Source organism: Peribacillus cavernae (genome assembly GCF_003989135.1).
Classification (GTDB): Bacteria; Bacillota; Bacilli; order Bacillales; family DSM-1321; genus Peribacillus; species Peribacillus cavernae.
Genome location: NZ_RYZZ01000042.1, coordinates 40,087 through 62,417, shown reverse-complemented (window position 1 = coordinate 62,417; position 22,331 = coordinate 40,087). Strand labels below are relative to the sequence as shown.

Genomic DNA, 22,331 nt, shown 5'->3' with positions numbered 1-22,331 from the left:
CTGGGCAGAACTACGAAATCCTTTGCCGGATCACAACCATTTAGTTTATATGAGCGATTACAGAAATTTATGAGCGATGATCGAGACTTATGAGCCATTATCAAGATTTAAGAGCGATTAGCCAAATTTCTGAGCGATGGATCGTTTTCTATAGATAAATGAAATGTGTAATGAGAAATGTCTGGGTAGAATTACAAAATCCTTTGCCGAATCACAACCATTTAGTTTATATGAGCGGTGATAAACGAGTTCCCTCCTTTTACTAATGCAGAAATTATTATAGAAAAACGCCTGGATGTCTATCACATCCAGGCGTTTTTCACTTATCGTTCCAAATTACCCGCGCAATTCTGCACCCGTTTTTTCCTTTACAGCCTGCAGCACTTTGTTGTGTGCTTTTGTTACTTCTTCGTCCGTAAGGGTTCGCTCCGGATCAAAGTATTTTAAGGAATAGGCGACCGACTTCTTGCCTGGTTCCATGTGATCCCCTTCATATAAATCGAAAAGGCTCGCTTCTTTCAGCAGCTTGCCGCCCGCTTCTGCAATAACCTTCCGTATGTCGCCGGCGACTGTCTTCTCATCGACCACAAGTGCAATATCGCGGGTGATCGATGGGAAGCGAGGAATTGCTTCGTATTGGATCGGTTCTATTTCCGCTTCGCCAAGCGCTTTGAATGAAAGCTCGAATACATACGTTTCTTTTAAATCCAGCTCTTTTTGGATGGTTGGATGAACCTGGCCGACGTAGCCGATCGCTTCATTGTCCAGAAGGACTTCTGCCGTGCGGCCCGGATGTATCCCGTCGATTTCAGCGTGACGGTACTCGATCCTTTCTGCTAGGCCCAGTGTATCAAAAACGGTTTCCAATACTCCTTTTGCAACGAAAAAGTCAACAGGCTTCTTCTCTCCCTGCCATGGATGGGATTCCCATAAGCCGGTGATAGCCCCTGCCAGATGCTCTCTTTCTTCCGGAAGATCCGCTCTATTGCTTTTCAGGAAAACAGAACCGATTTCATAAAGCGCGATTGAATCATTTTGACGGGCTATATTATACTTCATTACTTCCAGAAGCTGCGGCACGATGCTTAAACGGAGCTGGCTGCGTTCTTCGCTCATCGGCATCGCAAGCCGGATCGACTCGCGCTTCTCCAGCGCAAATTGGGAAGCTTTTTCTTTGCTTGTTAATGAATAGGTGACCGCCTGGTAAAGGCCGGCGCCTTCAAGTACCTTGCGTACCTGGCGGCGTTTCTGTTGATATGCGGTGAGCCTGCCATGTGTCGCTTCCCCTGCTGGCAGGGTCGTCGGAAGATGGTCATAGCCGTACAGACGCGCCACTTCTTCGACCAAGTCTGCCTCAATGGTAATGTCGCCGCGGCGTGTCGGTACAGTAACCGTAAATTCATGATTTACAGTGCTTACCTCGAATTGCAGTCGTGCAAAGATACGTTCAACCTCTGAAACTGTAAGTTCCGTTCCAAGCATCGTATTGATTTTATCGAGGGTGATGGAGACAACGGCAGGTTCGACCGTCAATGTATCGGCCTCCGCAGAGCCTGCCAGAACCGTACCGCCTGCATATTGGGCCATTAAGTCAGCTGCACGTTCGCCTGCTTCGCGGACCCTGTTTGGATCGACGCCTTTTTCAAAGCGTGTACTCGCTTCACTGCGCAGTCCATGGTCTTTAGAAGCTTTTCTTACAACTCCTCCTGCAAAATATGCTGCTTCAAGGACAACGGTTGTTGTATCACTGCCAACCTCTGAATTGGCGCCGCCCATGAGGCCGGCTAATGCGATCGGTTCTTTGCCGTTTGTGATTACTAAATGATCCGCTGACAGTTTTCTGTCTGCGGTATCAAGCGTAGTCATCTTTTCCTGATCGTTTGCCCTGCGGACGACAATTTCTTTAGTACCAATGCGGTCATAATCGAATGCATGCAGCGGCTGTCCGTATTCCAGCAAAATATAGTTCGTGATATCGACAATATTGTTATGAGGACGGATTCCGCTTGCCATCAAACGAGTTTGCATCCAAAGCGGTGAAGGTCCGATTTTTACATTTTTAATCACCTTTGCGACATATAGCGGGTTATCTTCTATAGCATCCACTCTTACACTGATGTAGTCTGAAGCCTTTTTGGTAGCATTTGAAGCATTACTTTCCGGCCACTTCACTTCGCGTCCGAGGATTGCTCCCACTTCATAAGCTACGCCAAGCATACTTAAGCAATCCGCACGATTTGGTGTAAGGCCAAGCTCGAGTATCTCATCAGCTAATCCGAGATATTCGAGCGCATCCTCCCCTACCTTTGCATCGTCCGGGAACACATAGATGCCGGTTGAAAATTCTTTCGCGACGAGCTTTGCTTCAATTCCAAGCTCTTGGAGCGAACAGATCATTCCATTTGACTCTTCGCCGCGAAGCTTTGCTTTTTTGATTTTGAAATTGCCAGGCAGGACAGCACCGACCGTGGCGACTGCCACTTTTTGGCCTTGAGCTACATTTGGTGCCCCACAGATGATTTGCACAGGATGTTCCTGGCCGATATCAACTTGGCATATATTTAATTTATCAGCATTGGGATGCTGTTCACGTTCTAACACGCGGCCGATTACAACACCTTTCAAGCCTTCACTCTTCTTTTCTACTCCTTCAACCTCGATGCCGCTTTTGGTAATCTTTTCGGCAAGCTCATCAGCTGGGATGCCGGAAAGATCCACATAATCCTGCAGCCATTTATAGGAAACAAACATGGGTAGGGTCCTCCTTCATGAAATTCGATAAAACTAATTTTCGTAACGATGGAATTGTTTCAGGAACCGGATATCGTTTGTATAGAAATGACGGATATCATCAATCCCGTATTTCAGCATCGCGATACGCTCCGGACCCATGCCAAAAGCAAAGCCTGAATACTTTTTGGAATCAAAGCCGGCCATCTCCAGGACGCTTGGATGAACCATGCCGGCACCGAGAATTTCGATCCAGCCAGTCCCTTTACAAACACTGCAGCCTGATCCGCCGCAGATTTTACAGGAAATGTCCATTTCCACGGAAGGTTCGGTGAATGGGAAAAAGCTGGGACGAAGACGGATTTCCCGGTCCTCGCCGAACATTTTTTTTGCAAATACTTCAAGGGTTCCTTTTAGATCGCTCATGCGGATGTTTTCATCAACGATCAATCCCTCGATTTGCATGAACTGGTGTGAGTGGGTCGCATCATCATTGTCACGGCGGTATACCTTACCGGGACAGATGATCTTAACTGGCCCTTTGCCTATATGCTTTTCCATTGTCCTTGCCTGGACAGGGGATGTATGGGTACGCATCAAGATCTCTTCTGTAATGTAAAAGGAATCCTGCATATCACGCGCCGGATGGCCTTTCGGAAGATTTAGTGCCTCAAAATTATAGTAATCCGTTTCAACTTCAGGACCTTCAGCTACTGTGTAACCCATGCCAATAAATAAGTCTTCGATTTCCTCGATGACTCTTGTCAACGGATGGTGGTTTCCCTTTTTGACAGGACGGCCCGGCAGTGTAACATCGATTTTTTCAGCTGCAAGCTTTTCATTAACAGCCGCTTCTTCCAATGTCTTTTGCTTTTCTTCGATTTCACCTGCAATTGCCTCGCGCACTACGTTTGCCAGGGCGCCGATCTTCGGGCGTTCTTCTGCTGAAAGCTTGCCCATCCCGCGGAGCACCTCAGTGATTGGCCCTTTTTTCCCTAAATATGCTACCCGAATATCATTCAGGGCTTTTAAATCAGCAGCTTCGGCAACCTTTTGCAGCGCTTCTTTCTGCAGTTCATGTAGACGTTCCTGCATCTGTATTTCCTCCCTTAAAGAAAAATAAATGTATTGCCGTTAAACACAAAAAACCCCCGCTCCCTAAAAAGGGACGAGGTATATGTATCGCGGTACCACCCTTATTGGCCTCTAAAAAACTGTGCCCACTTCATTTGGATAACGGCTTTTAGCCGATGCATCTTTCGATTCGTTCTAAAAATCATCCCGATGCCGACTCCAGAGGTGAATTCACTTAAACAGTGCCGTAAAATGCTTACAGTCCCAGGCATTTTTCCCTGTAACGGATATCTTAAGCTACTCTTCTCTTTCAACGTCTTTTTTTATAAAATTTGGTCTTATTATAGTATACTTTTAAGCCATTTTCAAACTGATTTTTGTCATGATATGATTTACTCTGCTCATCCGTTCTTATTTCCGCAGATGATACAGCAGAATCCCGGCAGCAATCCCCACATTTAATGACTCACTTTTTCCGTAAATCGGGATGTACAGGTTTTGTGTTGTCTTGGAAAGTAGTTGTTTAGCAACACCCTGTCCTTCATTGCCAACCAGCAATGCAAATGATTGTACTTTTTCGACCTTCTCAAAAGAAACGGCATTCTCTAATGCTGTGCCATAAACAGGAATTCCCCTGTTTTGCAGAGAATCAATGATATCGGATAAATCGGATTTAATCACGGGCAAGTGGAATATGCTTCCCTGGGTGGAACGGATGACTTTCGGGTTGTATGGATCGGCACAACCCTCTCCCAATATCACAGCGTCGATTCCTGCCGCGTCTGCGGTGCGGATCATCGTCCCGATATTGCCTGGATCCTGAACCGCGTCGATTAACAGCAGCTTTTGCGGATCAATGTCTTCCAATGTCACTTCCCGTTGCTCGCAGACGGCTGTTATTCCTTGAGGTGTCTCCGTATCGGAAATCGCCTTGAGAACATCATTTGCCGCATAAATCACTTCAATACCTTCGAGCTTGAATTGTACGGGGACTTCTGCATCCTCACTGAGGATAACCGCCTGAACAAGGCTGGCTTCCTTTAACGCTTCTTCGACAAGATGAAAGCCTTCAATTAAATACCGGCCCGTTTTATCACGCTCTTTTTTCGTTAAAAGCTTTTTCCATTGCTTGACCCTTGGATTTTTTGCACTTTCAATATACTTCAACGGTGGACTCTCCTTCATTCCTTCATTGATTTTCCTATTATAACGTAATTTTAATACATAATGCATGCCAATCCGTGAAATGATATTTATGTGAGTGATCATGATCCTATGGGAGGAAAAACAATGAACTTAAATCTTCGAAATGCGATTATCGACAACGTTTCTGGAAATTCTCAAGACCAGTTGGAAGACACAATCGTCGATGCGATTCAAAATGGCGAAGAGAAGATGCTTCCTGGTCTCGGTGTATTATTTGAAGTGATTTGGCAGCATTCTTCCGAACAAGATAAACATGAGATGCTCCAGCTTTTGGAAGGCGGTTTAAAAAAGCAATAGCCCAAGACCGGGCTATTGCTTTTTTTTTATATCGATTATAGGTTGTCAGTATTGATTCTGTTTTTCAATTGTTCATCTTGAACTTGTGGATTTCCTTCACTATCCAATTGAACTTCATCTTGTTTTTCGCGCAGCCGTTTTTCTTGATCGGTTAATTTTCGGTCTTTTTCTGTACGTGCAGATGCTACATAACCTGTTTTGGAACGGTCCCTATTGCTGCTCAGATTTCCGGTTGTCTCCTGGACAGCCGCTGTCCCTTCAGGAAAGAGGTTTGGATCAGGATTACGGGTTACCCCAGTTTGGATTGCTGCATCCCTGTTGGTTCCTGCCGCATCCAGTGCAGCAGGATCAGGATCACCTTCAAAAAAACCGTCACGGACAGTTTGATCCTTATCAGAATCGAGCAGTATTAAAATCTTGCCCTCCTCCACATTATTTACATATGCAGCCGTTTCACTGTCCGAAAATCCCGAAGCATGCAGCCGGTCTTCAAGTCCATAGGTGCCTTCATTCATGAAAAATCTCATCACCTTATCCATGAAGCCGTCATCTTCTGGTGTATTGGTTACTGTATTAACGCCTGCTGTTTTTTTATAATCTGCAAGGTTCAATGTTTCCACTTTGTCGGCAATAACTGTAATATCTTCTCCCTCAAAACCTTTTGCTTTTAGTGCTTGAATCGCCTGTATCACTTCAGAAGTGGAATCAAAAACTCCATACATTGTTTTTTCCATGTTAACTCCTCCTCAATCTCTTTATGGGTCTTGTTAAACTATACCCGCAGACAACAACCCCCTAAACAGATAAATGTTTTGTGAATAGGCAAAAATTGATAAAACTTTTGCCCATGGCAAGCTTCGGCTCCTTTTCCTTACGAAAAAAACCCCGGCTGGGTCTCTTTCTTCTAATAATATGTTTCCTCGGCAATATCTAAATTCAACTTCTTTATTATGATAAAAAAGGAATTTCCGTATCTCAAAGAATACAATAGATTTTTAAGCAAAAACGGCCCCGTGAAGGACCGCTTTTTTCTCTTATTCAAACGTAATTCGATCGACAGTTTCACGATCAAGTTTCTTAATGACTTCGACAATTAATTTTACCGTGTTTTCATAGTCATCACGGTGGAGCATCGCTGCATGGGAATGGATGTACCTTGTTGCAATCGTAATGGCCAGCGCCGGAACCCCGTTCGCGGTTAAGTGAATGGCACCTGCATCGGTCCCACCGCCGGGAATCGATTCGTACTGATATGGGATATTCGATTCATCTGCTGTATCCGTTACTAAATCCCGTAGCCCTTTGTGGGAAACCATCGATGCATCATAAACAACAACTTGCGGCCCTTTGCCCATCTTCCCCAACGCTTCACGTTCGGTTACACCCGGTGTATCGCCGGCAATGCCGACGTCCACTGCAAAACCGATATCCGGGTTAATCTTGAACGTGGAAGTGCGCGCGCCGCGAAAGCCGACTTCCTCCTGCACAGCCCCTACACCGTAAACAATGTTAGGATGATCCGTCCCTTTTAGGTGCTTCAATACGTCAATGGCGATGGCACAGCCAATCCGGTTATCCCATGCCTTTGCCAGCAGCATTTTCTCATTGTTCATGACCGTAAATTCAAAATAAGGGACAGCCATATCTCCGGGACGGACTCCCCACTCATGGACTTCTTCCCTGCTGGCCGCGCCGATATCGATGAACATATCTTTGATTTCGACCGGCTTTTTTCTTGCTTCCACAGTTAGGATATGCGGCGGCTTGGAGCCGATAACCCCTGTCACATCTCCTTTTCTTGTCACAATCGTCACTCGTTGTGCAAGCATAACCTGGGACCACCAGCCACCCATGGGCTGAAAGCGTAAAAACCCTTTATCGTCTATTTGGGTAATCATAAAGCCAACTTCGTCGAGATGTCCGGAAACAACAATCTTCGGACCGTTTTCCCGGCCGGTTTTTTTAGCGATTAAACTTCCTAAACTGTCTGTGGTGATCTCATCGGCATATGGCGATATGTATTTTGTCATTACCTTTCTTACTTCGCTTTCATTGCCGGGAATTCCCTTAGCATCAGTAAGATCTTTCAGCATCGTTAGTGTTTGATCTAATCCAGTCACGAAACTCCTCCTTTTTGGATGTATTCCATTTGCTTAATACCCCTGCTTTTGACGCTGATAATTAACCTTGTTTTTCTCAAAATAAGCCGTCTCTACATCCTTGGCGGTAAATCCGAGCAATTGTCCAAGTTTAAAATATTCCGCACAGATTTTATAGTAAGTATTAGGGGTTTGCTCTATGCGATATGCTGTGATCGTCTCATATACGGCTAAAAACTGGACTGTTAAATCCGGGCTGCTGCTGTCTTCGGGATGCCATGCCGGAACAGTGCCCTGAAAGCATCCTTCAATTCCTAGAGAGAGAATAAAATGAATGCCATCCACATATTCCTCCAGGATAGTTTCCGCTGCGGATGAGCCTTTTACACTCCAGAATTTAAAACATCTTGTTTCATTTGCCAATTCTCCGACTTCAACCAGAAGGGCAAGGATTTTTCTTTCAACCAGATTTTTCTTGGTTACCTCGTGCTTGGATTCAATATGCCGATCTAAAGCGGCCTGCATCTCAAATAACTTTTCCGTATTCATTTTCCTCACTACTCTCTTTATTTCTCACTGAAATTATATCAAATTATTGAAACAAATTGAAAACCGGAACGTAGATAAGAGAAGCTACGTATTTGTTGAGGAGGTGCCTCCGTGATCTTGTTATTGCGATTATTCATTTTTCTTCTCTTTATTTTCCTTATTTATTCTGCCATCAGGTTTATAAAAAGCCCGAGGCGTAAACTGAAGCTCGCCCTTGAACAAAAAAAATTTTATATTCTGGATGACACCGCTAATGTCCGCAAAAATTTTCTGCTTACCTATCATGGTATCCTCTTTGAAGGCGAGAAATATGCTGAGGTCATCAATAACTCCTTCGAGGTCGTCTCTATCATTGTCTGGCCTAAAAACATCACGGCGCTGCACGGACTGGATCGGGATGATTTCCTAAAATTAGAATCATTCATAAAAGCTCGTTATCCAATTGCGCAAATCGATTGGAAAAGTCCTGTTAAGGAGCTTTTGGAACTATAACAGAACGAAAACGCTTGGATAACGCTGTAATCCAAGCGTTTATTCATTGTCATTTTGGAGATGTTTTTCGATGAGGTCATTTACTAACCAAATTCATTCAGGCTTCTATTTTTGATCATTCGCAGTCTGAAAGAACTCTTTCCAGGTAATGACCGTATATTTTTCTCTCATCAAATACAGCAATACTGTTAAGGAAAACAAAAGAATAACGATCATCGTTGGACTGAATTCGGAGATATAGCTCCCAAACACAGTATAGAAGAAAGCAAGCGGAATGTTAGTTAAAAAAGAGTAATAAGCAAAATTCTTTAATCCCTGCTTTTTCTCCATCAAACAGAGTGAGAGCAGATGATAATGGACAAAAGGAATGAGTCTTAATACGGTAATTTGTCCCACATTCAGATTACGGCGGCCAAATAATTTATTTTTCAATTTCAACAGCCGCTCCATCGTTTTCGGGAACTTTCGGATTACCAGGTAAAATAAGAGACTGGATAAGGTAAGACCCAGGATTGAATAAATGGTTCCTGCCGCCGGTCCGAACAATATACCGCCCGAAATACAGATAATCGCAACCGGAATGAATAAAAATTGCCTTAGCAGATGGAGAGTCACGAATATAAAAGGCGCTAAGATGCTGCTTGCCCCGATAAACCCTACTATAAATGAAAGTTCCTCATTCATGGTCTTCCTCCTCTATGATGCTGTCTCAAAGAAGCTACTACAAGCATATACGCTGGAAGATATATATATGACTACTAGACCACTATGTATATCACAATAGCAAGCTGGATGATCATCAAAAACGGGAAACCGATTCTGAAGGAAGCGTGCTTTGTTTTATGCCGAAACAAAAACATACCAGCAGTCGACCCTGTCGCTCCGCCAATCCAGGCCAGCAGCCAGAGTGTTTTCTCGCTGATTCGATACTGGTGTTTCTCAGCTTTTCTTTTGTCTCTTTTCATTGTAAAAAAGGCAAAGCAATTGATGATAAGAAAATAGAACCATATTGCAGACATATCATTTCCCCCTCATTGATATGTAAAAAGCCATCCTCGGCAGGGAGAATGGCTTTATGCTTACATGTATTTTATTTTTCCAATTTCTGTTTAGCTGCGGTTGCTAATTGAGCAAATGCCTGCTCGTCAGCGATTGCCAGTTCAGCTAACATTTTACGGTTCACTTCGATGTCGGCAAGCTTCAAGCCATGCATTAAACGGCTGTAAGAAAGGCCATTGATGCGTGCAGCTGCGTTGATGCGAGTGATCCAAAGTTTGCGGAAGTCGCGCTTTTTCTGGCGACGATCGCGGAATGCATACATTAAAGATTTCATTACTTGCTGGTTGGCAACTTTATATAATGTATGTTTGGAACCATAATAACCTTTGGCTAATTTCAGAACTTTTTTACGACGTTTGCGAGTAACAGTACCGCCTTTTACACGTGGCATGTTATTTCCCTCCTATATAAATCGACGAGTCGATATTACTTGATATTGTCTAACATATGGCGAATGCGTTTGAAGTCACCCTTGCTCACTAGGCTGGCTTTGCGTAGCTTACGCTTAGCTTTAGTAGATTTGTTAGCAAATAAGTGGCTTGTGTAAGCGTGAGAACGCTTAAGTTTTCCGGATCCTGTTTTCTTGAAACGCTTTGCAGATCCGCGGTGAGTTTTCATTTTAGGCATAAGGTATTCCTCCTCCTTACAATTACTTTTCGTTTTTCGATGCTAAGATTAAGAACATGCTGCGCCCGTCCATTTTTGGATGGGTTTCAATCGTAGCCACTTCTTTGCATGCTGCAGAGAAACGGTCCAATACACGCTGGCCGATTTCCTTATGCGTGATTGCGCGTCCTTTAAAACGGATAGAAGCCTTAACTTTATCTCCATTTTCAAGAAACTTGATCGCATTGCGGAGCTTGGTATTGAAATCATGTTCTTCAATTGTCGGGCTCAAACGAACCTCTTTCAAACTGATGATTTTTTGATTCTTACGGGCTTCTTTATCTTTCTTCTGCTGCTCGAAGCGGAACTTTCCGTAGTCCATGATACGGGCTACCGGAGGCTTTGCGTTCGCAGCAACTAATACTAAATCAAGGTTTGCACGAGCGGCAATATCCAGCGCTTCGAATTTCGTTTTTATTCCCAGTTGTTCACCGTTTTGGTCAATTAGACGAAGTTCGCGGGCCCGGATGCCCTCGTTTACCATCATGTCTTTACTAATAGTTAGCCACCTCCAAGGATATTTAGCGAATACAACGTTAGAAAATATCTGTAGTACCATCATTACTAACCGCTCACCATGATCTGCAGTCACAATATTTATTTCAAACAATAAAAAAGTGTGGATGCTAGTAACGCACCCACACAGATAGACTAAACAGAATAAATTCCAAATAATCAAATCATGAACCTGCTAACTGCTTATATAGCGTCAATCAGGTGAGAAGCGGGTGCTTCTTCTTTTCCTAAACCAAGTATTCAATTCACCTTAGAAAATATATCATAAACACAGATGATATGTCAAATACATTACTTGTTTTTCACAACAAAGTTTATCTTATCAAAATTCAGCGATATTTGCAATATGTTTTTGTTTTAGAAACCCACGTGAACAATTAATACTTCTGAAAGTTCATCTTCATTCATTTTTACAATCCGCTCTCTCTGTTGTTCGATAGAAGTTTTACTTCATCTTTAAGTGAGTTTATAAAGTCTTCAAAAGCTATTGTTTCGGATTTTTGTTCGCCATATTTGCGCACATTCACACTGCCCTCTTTGCTTTCGTTATCACCGAGAACGAGCATATAAGGGATTTTCTGCATTTGTGCTTCGCGGATTTTATAGCCGACTTTTTCGTCACGCCGGTCAAGCTCAACACGGAATCCTTCCGCTTGAAGCTTTTCCTGTACTTGTGCCGCATAATCCAGATGAACCTCAGGAGAAACAGGGATCACCTGAACCTGTACGGGAGCAAGCCACGTTGGGAACGCTCCTTTATATTCTTCTATCAGGAAGGCAACAAAGCGTTCCATTGTTGAAACAACGCCGCGATGGATGACCACCGGACGATGCGGCTTGCCGTCTTCCCCTACATAGCTTAAGTCAAAGCGCTCAGGGAGTAAGAAGTCAAGCTGGACAGTGGAAAGCGTTTCGTCTTTCCCCAGTGCAGTACGCACCTGGACGTCAAGCTTTGGACCGTAGAATGCCGCTTCGCCTTCTGCTTCAAAATAGTCAAGTCCAAGCTCATCCATTGCTTCTTTTAGCATGCCCTGCGCTTTTTCCCACATCGCATCGTCATCATAATACTTTTCAGTATCCTGAGGATCGCGGTAGGACAGACGGAACGAATAATCCGTAAAGTTAAAATCTTTATAGACCGCAAGAACGAGGTTCACTACTCGCTTAAACTCGTCCTTGATCTGATCAGGACGGACAAAGATATGCGCGTCGTTCAAAGTCATCCCGCGGACGCGCTGAAGGCCTGACAGCGCGCCTGACATTTCGTAACGGTGCTGCGTTCCAAGCTCGGCAATACGGATCGGCAGTTCACGATAGCTATGGATGCTGTTTTTATAAATCATCATATGGTGCGGGCAATTCATCGGCCGTAGAACAAGCTGTTCATTATCCATGTCCATGACCGGAAACATGTCTTCATGATAATGATCCCAGTGACCGGATGTTTTGTACAGATCGACGCTTCCCATAATTGGCGTATAAACATGGTTATAGCCCAAACGTTCTTCTTTATCAACGATATAACGCTCGATCACGCGGCGGATTGTCGCCCCTTTTGGCAGCCATAATGGAAGCCCCTGTCCTACCAGCTGTGAATTGGTAAACAGGTTGAGCTCTTTACCAAGCTTACGATGGTCGCGTTCCTTCGCTTCTTCTAGCAGGCGAAGATGGTTTTCAAGATCCTCTTTCTTGAAGAAGGCAGTTCCGTATATCCGCTGGAGCATTTTGTTATCGCTGTCGCCTCTCCAGTAGGCACCGGCAATGCTCAGCAATTTGAATTCCTTGATTTTTCCGGTTGATGGCACGTGAATGCCGCGGCAAAGGTCAAAAAACTCGCCCTGCTCATAAATGGTTACCTGTTCATCAGCCGGGATGGCGTCGATCAATTCAAGCTTGTACTCATCACCGATCTCCTTGAATCGTCTTTCTGCTTTGTCGCGGCTTACTTCAATGCGGATCACTTCCAGGTTTTCATTGACGATTTTTTTCATTTCCTTTTCAATCTTTGGCAGATCTTCAGGAGTCAATGATTCTTCAAGATCGATATCATAGTAAAAGCCGCCTTCGATAACCGGGCCCACTCCAAATTTCGCATGTTTATAGAGCCGCTTTATCGCCTGAGCCATTAAATGTGCTGTACTGTGGCGAAGGATTTCTAAAGCTTCTTTACTGTCCTGGGTAATGATTTCAATTGAACCGTCAGCTTCGATCGGCCGTTTCAAATCATATAATTGCCCGTTTAGTTTCCCCGCGATCGACTTTTTCTTGAGGCCGGGGCTGATCGATGCAGCAATATCTCCTGTAGTCGTCACCCTGGCGAACTCCTTCACTGCTCCATCGGGGAAAGTCATCTTGATCATTTCAGACATACCGTTTCACTCCTTCAATATTTTGTAGTTTCTTGTGCCAGGGGCAAAGATTAGCCTGAAAACAGAAAAAGCCCGCCCCTGTATCAAAACAGGGACGAGCTTACGTATGAAAAATCATAACCCGCGGTTCCACCCTCGTTTCATCTTGCCGCTTAGATGGCAAAATGACACTCGTGGCTAATAACGGCAGCTTCCCGTCAGCCAATACTCGCGACCTGCTTTCATAGCTGAAGTTTAGAGGCGGTAAGTGTTCTACACGTATTAGGAAGCTTTCAGCCGTGTCTTCCCTCTCTGCAAACCGCTTATAGAATACTCATGTCCTCATCATAACTTTTAGAATAATATATTTGATAGTATGTAGGAAATTATAATTTGTTATGTACAGAAAATCAAGGTCTATTTTCAGAAAAAAAACGATCGGATGCACTCCAGAACCGTGCATCTTTCAGCGACAAACAGCTACTCCAGCCCGTCTTTTCCAGCGGGAGGATCACCATTAAATGAAGCGATAGGCAAAATGACCGTTCTTTCTTCAAAAATCCTTGTAATTGTTTGCACAAGGCCGTCCTCAGCTTCATCTGTGTAAAGATTAAGATGATAGGGAGCAATCGAAATTAGCGGCGCTAGTGCTGTTGAATCGATATATATCGGGTTTTCCGCTAGCAGTTTCTTATCGATCATCTTAAAAATCTCGTATTTACCCAATCTTCTAAAGCCTTCATCAAAAAAGTGATACCCATTTCTATGGAGCAAGTGAACGATTTCCATTTTCGGCTCACGCTCATAGAGGAGATCCCGAAGTGTTGCAATGAAGCTCTGGTAATCCTGTTCGAGCTTATATTCATCGATGGCAGCTTCCACATAACCCTGCAGGGAATCATAAAATGATTTTAACCGGAAAGTGGCAAACGAATCAAAGGAAAAGGAAACTTTTTGGGCAAGGAAGGATTGAAGCCCTTCACCGATAATCTTCCTTTCTCTTTCAAAAATTCGCTGCTTATCTCCACCTTCGATGATTGAACAGGCTATCTCGATGATGTCATCGATTTCCTCACGTTCCCGGTAAAAGAATTTATGCCGTAGAATCATTTCGAGCCGGTTCAGTAATTTGTCCTCCAATAAAAATGAATAAAAAACATCGCTTAATAAAGACAATAAATTGTTTGGATATTTATCTTGAATGGTGACAAATAAACCTTGTTCAGGCTGAAATTGGATATATTCATTGAGTTCTGTCCCCAAAGGGTGGACAGAAACGTATTCAAGCAGTTTCAACGCTTCGGTTTCCGATTGAAAATGGATTTGTACCAACAAAACTCCCCCTAAACCTGTCCTGCTCATATGTATATGGGGTTATCCAGCGGTTTAGAAGCGCAAGTCATTGCTGTTATGAAGAAAAGCCAGGGATAGCCCGGCTTTTCCTAACGACGCCGATTTTCACCTGTTAGCTGCAGTGGTTCTGCCAGGTATTGGATACGTTCCATAATACGGGCTGCTTTTACTTCTTCCTTTTCCCCGCGCTGCGAGAAGGTCAAATGATTTTGCAGGCCTCCGAAATCAAAGTTAGAGGTGAAGAAGGTAGGCAGGTTTTCAAGCATACGGAACTGGAGAATCGGCCCAATTACTTCATCCCTTGTCCAACTGCTCATCGTTTCCGCGCCAAAGTCATCAAGCATGAGGACAGGAGCCTTTTTCGTCATTTCGATTTTGTCATTTATCGTGTTATCACCTATCGATGCTTTAATTTCCCGCAAAAAATCCGGAACATATACAATCAATGAAGAAATTTGATTTTCGGCAAGTTCATTGGCAATCGCACCGAGTAAATACGTCTTTCCGACGCCGAAGCTTCCATGCAAATAAAGGCCTTTTTGCTTTTTGCCGGGAGCATACTCTTCCACAAAGGTTGTCGCTTTTTCGATTGCTTCTATGCGGCCTCCCGCTGTGTCTGTCTGATAGAAGTCACCAAGGGAAGCTGATAAAATATCCTTTGGTACATACAAGCTCTGGATCAGTCTTTCATGCTTTCTTTTTTCATCATAAATGCTTTTTCGCGGGCATATTTCATAATGCAAGTCGATTGTATTTCCCTGAACAAGGAGCTTTGGATGATATCCCTCCATCATATTGATGCAGCCATCCAAATTGGGGCATTTCCCGCAGTTCTTGCTTTGAGAAGAAAACTCGTACAGCTTCGACAAGCTTTTTTCAATCATTTCCGATGTTATCCGCGAGCTGTTTTCATGTAAGAAAAGCTGGATCTCTTCATCATTTAATACTTCATTTTTTACATGCTCATATCTATGTTGGAATTGGATATTATTAGCGAGTTTATTTAAAGCGTCACTTATTCTCTGCACTTCAGGTTCACCCCCTGCTTTTCAGCTTATTAAGTCTTTCCTCGATTTGCCGTTTCCGTTCATCGAGTTCTTTATTTTCAGGTTTCTCTTTGTTTTCATCCTTAGACAGCGCCTGCTCCTTGTTCATCCAATCCGGAACGATTTCCGTCCGGATCGCTTTTTTTGCGCTGGACTTATTTTCCTTTTTCCCCTGGGCCCAGGACTGGTATTGACGATGTTCGCTCTTCGCCATCTCCATCGCTTCTTTCACTGTGACAATCTTCTTACGTGCCCAGTGGCCTGCAATTTTCTCGACATACCCTTTAGTCAGCTTCATATCCGTTTTAATCATCACATACTCAATCAGGACATTAATTACTCCTGGATTAAGGTTTTGATTCAACATGATGCCTTCAATGATCTGCAGGTCTGATTTTGAAGGCTCTGCACCACCGGAAAGCTGTAATAGTCTTTCACGGGGAGACACGGTTTCCAGGTGGCGGATCAATTCTTCTTCCTTCGTGTTCGGCCCTTCCGTCTGTGAGTGATAAATCACAGGCTGAACGCGGTCCGAGAGTGACGGCATCTCGTTATGATATTCTATCTGATACCAATCGCGAGCTGCCTTCCGCAAATCTTCTATATCAATTTCATTTTCCACATTAACCGAGCCGATGACCAGCTTTTGCATTTGAAATACGTCTATCCCATATAAAAAAGCCAGCTTAGCGATCGTATCCAGTACATTTTGTGTAAATGCTTTTTTGGGGACAAGCGAATTCTTAATCCCGGCAAACAGCAAGTCAAAATCAAATGTATCATGAAAACCACCAAGAGCTTTGGCCTGGGTCCTTCCAATAGGTTTAAAATTTGCTTCGGGCTTTAACTCTTCCAACGTTTCATCTGAAACATATAAGCTGTCCAGATGGTCGGAAGCAAACACCTCTGTAAATGTCTTGGTTACCGGCTGATATTCCTCCATTGAAACAATTTCATCACAGAAGAAATTTTTCAATCGGCCGAATTGTACCTTACCTACTTTTTTGTACAAATAAATATTCAACATTCCATCAGTAAAAAACTGTTCCGGAGAGAGCGGCGGATTCAATTCATAGACAAACTGATTTTCTTCTTCCGATTTTTTTTTATAAACATCTAAAAGTCCAATGCCTTCCAGCTTTTTTCTTGATTCATAGATATCACTCAATTTCAAACCCATTGTATTCATTAGATTATAATGCAGGGAAGATTGCGACCAAAGCCGGTTTTCCTCCAATTCACTCCAAAGCGTCATGTACAAGCTGATACAGATCGGACCAATTAAAGGTTGATACAAGAGCGTTATTACTTTCCGATCATAATCGTGGAGCAATCCAGCGGACGATACCATATACCGGTCAACAGGAAGCAGTTCCTGCCAGTGCTTTGACATATCCATTCAAACCTTTCCTTGCAAACTGCCGATGCCAGGCCTTCACCTGAGCTAAAAAAGAGCCAAAGTAAATCTTTAGCTCTACTTTCTTTCTTTATCAATCAGGTCCTTTAACTCGTCAATAAATACATTAATATCTTTAAACTGGCGGTAAACAGAGGCAAACCTGACATACGCGACTTCGTCCACTTTTGCAAGCCTGTCCATGACCATTTCACCAATGCTGTCGCTTTTCACTTCAGAAATCCCTTGATTCCGTAATTCTTTTTCTACATCATTTGTAATGTCTTCTAATTCTTTTAAAGGTACAGGGCGTTTTTCGCAAGCCTTGATTAATCCGCGCAATATTTTATCCCTGCTGAATTCTTCACGAGTCCCTTCCTTTTTTACTACAATGAGAGGGATTTCCTCAACCTTTTCAAATGTCGTAAAACGGTAGCCGCATACTTCGCACTCTCTTCGGCGGCGGATTGACCGGCTTTCATCAACCGGACGGGAATCCAATACCCGTGTTCCGTTATATTGGCAGGACGGGCATTTCATAATTATCAGCTCCGTGTTCAATAATGATCCCTCGGGTCCATTTTGCTGCCTGACGAGAGAATAAAGTTGTATATCTTCATCTTATAAAAAACAGCTCGGCAGTACAAGAAGGAAAATAAGCGTTTGCTCTACCCTTGCCTTATAGTAGTGGGTCCTCAACCATTCATCGGCATGATTTTCATTTGTTTCACATTGCCGACTGTATCTCAGTGCTATAACTGTAAAAAATCCCAAATGCCATCATCCTTCTTAGGCACATTATATAAACAATTCGGTGTCGATGCAAAAGGATCTGACTCATCTGCAAGAGTCAGATCCTTTAAAAAGGCGCTTCCGCTTTTCTATGATGTCCAGCTCCAGCGCCTAGCCCCTCGAGGTCATAAGCCAATCACAGTAAGAAGGAAAGAACGCCTTCTTTCTGTGCTCGTCTTATGCTTGTCGGGGCTGAACAAGGCGCTTCCGCTTTTCTTTGTATCAAAAAAGAGATGCAGCAATTTCTACATCTCTTAAGGTTTCACTTCTTACAACGCATTCACTTTGCTTTTATTCACTTGGATCGGACCCATCCCGCGCGGAAGTTCAATATTTTCTCGCGTCTCGGCATTTAAAGCTTCTGCAATGTAATCTGCAGCAATGTTTGGATTTAAATCTCCGCAAGTATAAACATCAATGCTTGCGTATCCATGTTCTGGAAAGCTATGAATGGTTAAATGTGATTCGGAAATAATTACCACACCACTTACTCCTTGTGGAGCAAATTTGTGGAAGGCCACCTCGCGAATCTCTGCACCGGATTTCAATGCAGCATCTACAAATATTTTTTCAATTAAATCCATATCGTTTAATTTTTCGAAGTCACAACCCCAGAGTTCTGAAATTACATGTCTACCCATTGTTTCCATGTTCAAGTTCCCCCTTAACATGATTAAGAATTCTGTGCCTTAAAGTAATAACTACCACGGGGGAAAGTTAGTCCAAAGAGGTCCTAACCCTTTAAGTAGCCATCATGAAACTAAGTGATTAAGTTCACGAATCATAGTATACTTTGTTTAATTTTTTTTTGCAACATATCTACTGAAATTTTTAGAGGATGTTTTTGGCTGATATCCTTCAGCTGCCAATGTAAAAAAGCCCGCTGCGGCCTGCAGGAGCTCAGATTACCTTTGTTAAACAAAGGATAACTTTTTGTACTTAGAAAGTTTTACAAGGCGCTTCCGCTTTTCTATGATGTCCAGCTCCAGCGCCTAGCCCCTCGAGGTCATAAGCCGATCATCTGATGGGGAGGAAACCACTCCCCATACAGCTGCTCGTCTTATGCTTGTCGGACTTGCGCAGGATGCGCTGACGTCGACGTTCGCCACAGGACGTGGCGGATCTTAGTCGACGTTCCTTTTTACAAGGCGCTTCCGCTTTTCTATTAGCCAACTTTCATTTCTTTCAAGGTCAACATTTCTTGGGCAACATAATTTACAAGGTCAACGACCCTGCATGAATAGCCCCACTCATTGTCATACCATGCGAGCACTTTTACTTTTCTTTCACCAATTACTATCGTCGATAAGCCGTCAATGATCGCAGAATGCGGATTGGTATTGAAATCAATTGATACAAGCGGCTCAGTTGTGAACTCAAGAATTCCCTTTAACGAGCCGTTTGATGCCGTTTCGAAAGCCTCATTGATTTGATCGATTGTAACTTCCTGCTTCAAGTCAACAACTAAATCGACAAGTGATACATTGGGTGTCGGCACACGCAATGCCATACCGTGCAGCTTGCCTTTCAACCCGGGCAGCACAAGAGCCAACGCTTTAGCTGCGCCGGTAGATGTTGGGATGATGCTTTGGCCGCATGCACGTGCCCGCCGCAAATCTTTATGTGGATTATCGATATTGTTCTGGTCATTTGTATAAGCATGGACGGTAGTCATCAAACCGTTTTCAATTCCGAACTGATCATCCAGCACTTTTGCAACCGGTGCAAGACAGTTTGTCGTACAGGAAGCATTGGAAATGACGAAGTGCTTATCAATGTCAAGTGCTTCTTCATTTACGCCCATCACAATGGTAACGTCTTCATTTTTGCCCGGTGCAGTTAAAATTACTTTTCTAGCACCAGCTTCCAAATGAAGGGCTGCTTTTTCCCGATCATTAAATTTTCCAGTAGCTTCGATAACGATATCTATATTCATTTCTTTCCATGGCAGCAGCGAAGGATCGCGATTGCTTATTAACTGAACGCGGTGGCCATTTATAATGATGGCACCGTCCTCAGGAATTACTTCCCCTTCAAATCTACCGTGGTTCGTGTCATATTTAATTAAGTGAGCTAAGGTCTCAGCAGGATAGCTTGCATTAATTGCGACGATATCCAGATTTTCTTCCATGATTGCTTTTCGAAAAACCATTCTTCCGATTCTTCCAAAACCATTAATTGCTATTCGTGCTTTCATTTTTCGGTCCCTCCCGAATTAATGTTATACTTTTATGAGATATTATATAATTAGTATAACATATTGGATAAGAACTGTGATGATAAAAGCGCTTATTTTTTAAAAAATTTATCTATAAAAAAAGTTGTCTTAATTTAATAAAAGCATCCGTACACTGCGCGGATACTTCATTTTAATTTTTATTGATTGTTTTTATTTAAAAGAAGTAACAGCAACTTCTTTTGATACCTCCCTATTCTGCGTTATTCACGTTCCAATCAAGCAGGACCTGTCTCACCTGCAGTATCGTGTCTTCAAAATCGCCATTATTATCGATCACTGCATCGGCTAATGCTTTCTTTTCCGAAAGCGGCATTTGCGAAGCAATCCTTGCCAACGCTTCAGCTTCAGAATAATCATTCCGCTTCATTAAGCGCTCGATTTGCACTCGTTTATCTACATAAACTACCAACGTTTTATCAACCATGGTGGTCAGCTTGCTTTCAAAGAGCAAAGGAATATCCATGAAAACCGTTTCCTCTTCCCGTTCAAAAGCTGCATCCTTCAGAGCAATCATCCGCTTCCTTACAGCCGGATGAACAATGCTGTTTAAAAGGAGTCTTTTCTCCGTATCGTTAAAAATAATCGCTCCTAATTTTGCCCGGTCGATTGTTTCCTCATCGAGCAGGATTTGCGGGCCGAAAGATTCAACTATTTTGTTGTAGGCCTTTTCACCTGGTTCAACTACTTCCCTTGATGCAAGATCAGCATCAATGATGGTAAACCCTAAATCATCCCTAATAAACTGGCTGACACTGCTTTTCCCGCTTGCGATACCTCCGGTTATCCCAATTACCTGTCTCATACGCGGCTCCTTCTACATCTCTTTTTAAAGCTTCATAAAACCAATAATCATTAGTAAAACTCCTGGAAGAAAAGACATTCGCTGTACAAGTTTGCTCGACGATAAGATTTTTCCGCTCAGAAGGCCGGCAAAAATAAATAATGAGCTCATAATCGCAATGCATATTGATAAAATAAAAGGTGAAATCCCCAACATTGCCGCTCCAATACCGGCCCCAAAAGCATCAAGTGAGAGTGCGAAACCCAACACAAGCGCTTCCACTCCATTTATCGTACCCGATTTATCAAAATCGGCAGTCAGCGGTTTCTGAAGGATGTTAATCGCTACGCCCAGGGATTTTATTTCAAAATTAAAAATCACTTTTTCGGTAACTTGATCTTCTATTTGCTTTTCCGGCCTAAAATATTGATATAAAACCCAGCATCCCAAAATGATTAAAATAATTCCGCCGGTTTTTTCAGCAGCTGCAGTTGAGATAAACTGCCCGATAAATTCTCCTACCATCATCGCAATACCTAGACTTAATGCCGAACAGCAGGAAATAACGGCAATTGACTTAAAGGGAATCTTCATGTTTCTCATCCCAAATGTTAATCCAACGCTGAACCCGTCAATGCTGACGGCAAAAGCTAAGAACAAAAGCTGTAGCCACATCGTAAAAACGGCTCCTTCCTCACAGAAACTAGGATAGTATATGGAAGGAGCAAATCCGATGTGTTTAGAAAAGCGCAAGCGCATTGTAAGAAGGAGAGTCAAATCACCCTCTATTTATCAGTCCGCTGGCAGGAAGGGCAGATTGTCGTCCCTCTGCCTCCAACGACATGCTTTTCAAGCGGCGTTCCGCAACGCTTGCATTCCTCTCCCTTACGTCCGTAAACAAACAGTTCCAGCTGGAACATGCCAATCTGTCCCTGCGAATTGACATAGGAACGGATCGTACTGCCTCCTTTTTCAACTGCTTCGGACAAGGTAGCTTTTATTTCTTTATGCAACACACCGATTTCGACAGGCGTCAACGAAGATGCAATCCGTTCCGGGTGTATACCGGAACGGAACAGGGATTCATCGACATAAATATTTCCGATGCCAACGACCACGGTTTGATCAAGCAGCACAGGTTTGATTTTGCGGCTGGTTTTTGAAAGCTTTTCCTTCAAATGCCCGACAGTAAATTCCGCTGACAACGGTTCGGGTCCAAGGTGAAGCAACGGGAGGTTAACATGCTCCTCTCCTTTTGCAAATAAATGCATCGTCCCGAATTTACGGACATCCCGATAGCGCAGCTCGGTCCCGTCGGTGAAAGAAAAGATCACATGGGTATGCTTATCATAAGGCTCTGCCTTAACGAAGACTCCATACTTCCCTTCCATCCGCAAATGCGAAACCATTGCATAATCATCAAGGTAAAAGATTAAAAACTTGCCGCGGCGTCCGATAGCCTCGATCGTTTGCCCAATAAGTGCATCCGTGAACTGTTCAGGCTGTTCAGGTGCTTTGATGATTTTCGGCCAAAATACCGAAACTTCCTGTATCGTTTTGCCGATCACAAGCTGTACTAACGTTTTCCTGACTGTTTCTACTTCTGGAAGCTCAGGCATACTGCCACCTCTGTTCCTTTATTTGTCTAACTTCGACGTACATAGTTGTACTAGTGCCAACGTCGCCAC

Annotated in this window: 23 protein-coding genes and 2 other annotated features; of the genes, 2 read left to right on the top strand and 21 right to left on the bottom strand. The window is 43.3% G+C overall.

Features of this window, described 5'->3' with window-relative positions:
• Positions 1-336: 336 nt before the first annotated feature.
• The 3 genes from pheT to ELQ35_RS20405 all read right to left on the bottom strand — a co-directional run bounded on the left by pheT (position 337) and on the right by ELQ35_RS20405 (position 4,971).
• Positions 337-2,751 (bottom strand): phenylalanine--tRNA ligase subunit beta, encoded by a 2,415-nt coding sequence (gene pheT, locus ELQ35_RS20415; RefSeq protein ID WP_126867023.1) that lies wholly within the window; start codon positions 2,749-2,751, stop codon positions 337-339.
• A gap of 33 nt (positions 2,752-2,784) precedes the next feature.
• Entirely contained in the window at positions 2,785-3,825 is a 1,041-nt protein-coding gene (pheS, locus tag ELQ35_RS20410) for a phenylalanine--tRNA ligase subunit alpha (protein ID WP_126867022.1), read from the bottom strand.
• A 66-nt stretch (positions 3,826-3,891) separates the two neighbouring features.
• Positions 3,892-4,127, bottom strand: a binding site (T-box leader).
• 88 nt (positions 4,128-4,215) lie between these two features.
• Positions 4,216-4,971 (bottom strand): TrmH family RNA methyltransferase, encoded by a 756-nt coding sequence (locus tag ELQ35_RS20405; RefSeq protein WP_126867021.1) that lies wholly within the window; start codon positions 4,969-4,971, stop codon positions 4,216-4,218.
• 123 nt (positions 4,972-5,094) lie between these two features.
• Between ELQ35_RS20405 and sspI the strand changes: the two genes are divergently transcribed.
• Positions 5,095-5,307, top strand: a complete 213-nt coding sequence (gene sspI / locus ELQ35_RS20400) for a small acid-soluble spore protein SspI (protein ID WP_126867020.1) — start codon at positions 5,095-5,097, stop codon at positions 5,305-5,307.
• Positions 5,308-5,342: 35 nt separating this feature from the next.
• Here the strand turns inward: sspI and ELQ35_RS20395 are convergent, their stop codons facing one another.
• The 3 genes from ELQ35_RS20395 to ELQ35_RS20385 all read right to left on the bottom strand — a co-directional run bounded on the left by ELQ35_RS20395 (position 5,343) and on the right by ELQ35_RS20385 (position 7,955).
• Entirely contained in the window at positions 5,343-6,041 is a 699-nt protein-coding gene (locus ELQ35_RS20395; protein WP_126867019.1) for a YflT domain-containing protein, read from the bottom strand.
• A gap of 300 nt (positions 6,042-6,341) precedes the next feature.
• The gene (locus tag ELQ35_RS20390) at positions 6,342-7,427 is read right to left on the bottom strand and encodes a M42 family metallopeptidase (RefSeq protein ID WP_126867018.1); all 1,086 of its coding nucleotides are present in this window, start codon (positions 7,425-7,427) and stop codon (positions 6,342-6,344) included.
• A gap of 33 nt (positions 7,428-7,460) precedes the next feature.
• On the bottom strand, positions 7,461-7,955 hold the full coding sequence (locus ELQ35_RS20385; protein ID WP_126867017.1) for a dUTP diphosphatase: 495 nt from the start codon (positions 7,953-7,955) through the stop codon (positions 7,461-7,463).
• 111 nt (positions 7,956-8,066) lie between these two features.
• On the opposite strand from ELQ35_RS20385, the gene ELQ35_RS20380 reads away from it, so the two are divergent.
• The gene (locus ELQ35_RS20380) at positions 8,067-8,447 is read left to right on the top strand and encodes a sigma-w pathway protein ysdB (RefSeq protein ID WP_126867016.1); all 381 of its coding nucleotides are present in this window, start codon (positions 8,067-8,069) and stop codon (positions 8,445-8,447) included.
• A gap of 105 nt (positions 8,448-8,552) precedes the next feature.
• On the opposite strand, the gene ELQ35_RS20375 is transcribed toward ELQ35_RS20380, so the two are convergent.
• The 15 genes from ELQ35_RS20375 to mutM all read right to left on the bottom strand — a co-directional run bounded on the left by ELQ35_RS20375 (position 8,553) and on the right by mutM (position 22,262).
• Positions 8,553-9,131 (bottom strand): TVP38/TMEM64 family protein, encoded by a 579-nt coding sequence (locus ELQ35_RS20375; RefSeq protein ID WP_126867015.1) that lies wholly within the window; start codon positions 9,129-9,131, stop codon positions 8,553-8,555.
• A gap of 74 nt (positions 9,132-9,205) precedes the next feature.
• Positions 9,206-9,466, bottom strand: a complete 261-nt coding sequence (locus ELQ35_RS20370; RefSeq protein WP_126867014.1) for a DUF1294 domain-containing protein — start codon at positions 9,464-9,466, stop codon at positions 9,206-9,208.
• 71 nt (positions 9,467-9,537) lie between these two features.
• A complete protein-coding gene (gene rplT / locus ELQ35_RS20365; protein WP_126867013.1) occupies positions 9,538-9,897 on the bottom strand; it encodes a 50S ribosomal protein L20 in 360 nt (119 codons plus the stop codon).
• Between the two features lie 35 nt (positions 9,898-9,932).
• Positions 9,933-10,133 carry a 50S ribosomal protein L35 gene (rpmI, locus tag ELQ35_RS20360; protein WP_028392188.1) on the bottom strand — a complete coding sequence of 67 codons (201 nt, stop codon included), beginning with the start codon at positions 10,131-10,133 and terminating at the stop codon, positions 9,933-9,935.
• 22 nt (positions 10,134-10,155) lie between these two features.
• Positions 10,156-10,731, bottom strand: coding sequence for a translation initiation factor IF-3 (gene infC, locus ELQ35_RS20355; RefSeq protein ID WP_126867028.1), 576 nt, complete (start codon positions 10,729-10,731; stop codon positions 10,156-10,158).
• A 46-nt stretch (positions 10,732-10,777) separates the two neighbouring features.
• Positions 10,778-10,918, bottom strand: a sequence feature (ribosomal protein L20 leader region).
• A gap of 180 nt (positions 10,919-11,098) precedes the next feature.
• Positions 11,099-13,057 (bottom strand): threonine--tRNA ligase, encoded by a 1,959-nt coding sequence (thrS, locus tag ELQ35_RS20350; protein WP_126867012.1) that lies wholly within the window; start codon positions 13,055-13,057, stop codon positions 11,099-11,101.
• Between the two features lie 459 nt (positions 13,058-13,516).
• Entirely contained in the window at positions 13,517-14,368 is an 852-nt protein-coding gene (gene ytxC / locus ELQ35_RS20345) for a sporulation protein YtxC (RefSeq protein WP_185861844.1), read from the bottom strand.
• 110 nt (positions 14,369-14,478) lie between these two features.
• A complete protein-coding gene (gene dnaI, locus ELQ35_RS20340) occupies positions 14,479-15,417 on the bottom strand; it encodes a primosomal protein DnaI (protein ID WP_126867010.1) in 939 nt (312 codons plus the stop codon).
• Positions 15,418-15,424: 7 nt separating this feature from the next.
• Positions 15,425-16,834, bottom strand: a complete 1,410-nt coding sequence (locus ELQ35_RS20335; protein ID WP_246026156.1) for a replication initiation and membrane attachment family protein — start codon at positions 16,832-16,834, stop codon at positions 15,425-15,427.
• A gap of 75 nt (positions 16,835-16,909) precedes the next feature.
• Positions 16,910-17,371 carry a transcriptional regulator NrdR gene (gene nrdR, locus ELQ35_RS20330; protein WP_126867009.1) on the bottom strand — a complete coding sequence of 154 codons (462 nt, stop codon included), beginning with the start codon at positions 17,369-17,371 and terminating at the stop codon, positions 16,910-16,912.
• Positions 17,372-17,892: 521 nt separating this feature from the next.
• Positions 17,893-18,273, bottom strand: coding sequence for an adenosylmethionine decarboxylase (gene speD, locus ELQ35_RS20325; RefSeq protein WP_126867008.1), 381 nt, complete (start codon positions 18,271-18,273; stop codon positions 17,893-17,895).
• A gap of 515 nt (positions 18,274-18,788) precedes the next feature.
• Complete coding sequence (locus ELQ35_RS20320; RefSeq protein ID WP_126867007.1) at positions 18,789-19,820, bottom strand: glyceraldehyde-3-phosphate dehydrogenase; 1,032 nt, start codon at positions 19,818-19,820, stop codon at positions 18,789-18,791.
• Positions 19,821-20,052: 232 nt separating this feature from the next.
• Entirely contained in the window at positions 20,053-20,664 is a 612-nt protein-coding gene (gene coaE, locus ELQ35_RS20315) for a dephospho-CoA kinase (protein WP_126867006.1), read from the bottom strand.
• A gap of 24 nt (positions 20,665-20,688) precedes the next feature.
• On the bottom strand, positions 20,689-21,318 hold the full coding sequence (gene ytaF, locus ELQ35_RS20310; RefSeq protein ID WP_126867005.1) for a sporulation membrane protein YtaF: 630 nt from the start codon (positions 21,316-21,318) through the stop codon (positions 20,689-20,691).
• Positions 21,319-21,428: 110 nt separating this feature from the next.
• Positions 21,429-22,262, bottom strand: coding sequence for a DNA-formamidopyrimidine glycosylase (mutM, locus tag ELQ35_RS20305; protein WP_126867004.1), 834 nt, complete (start codon positions 22,260-22,262; stop codon positions 21,429-21,431).
• Positions 22,263-22,331 lie beyond the last annotated feature (69 nt).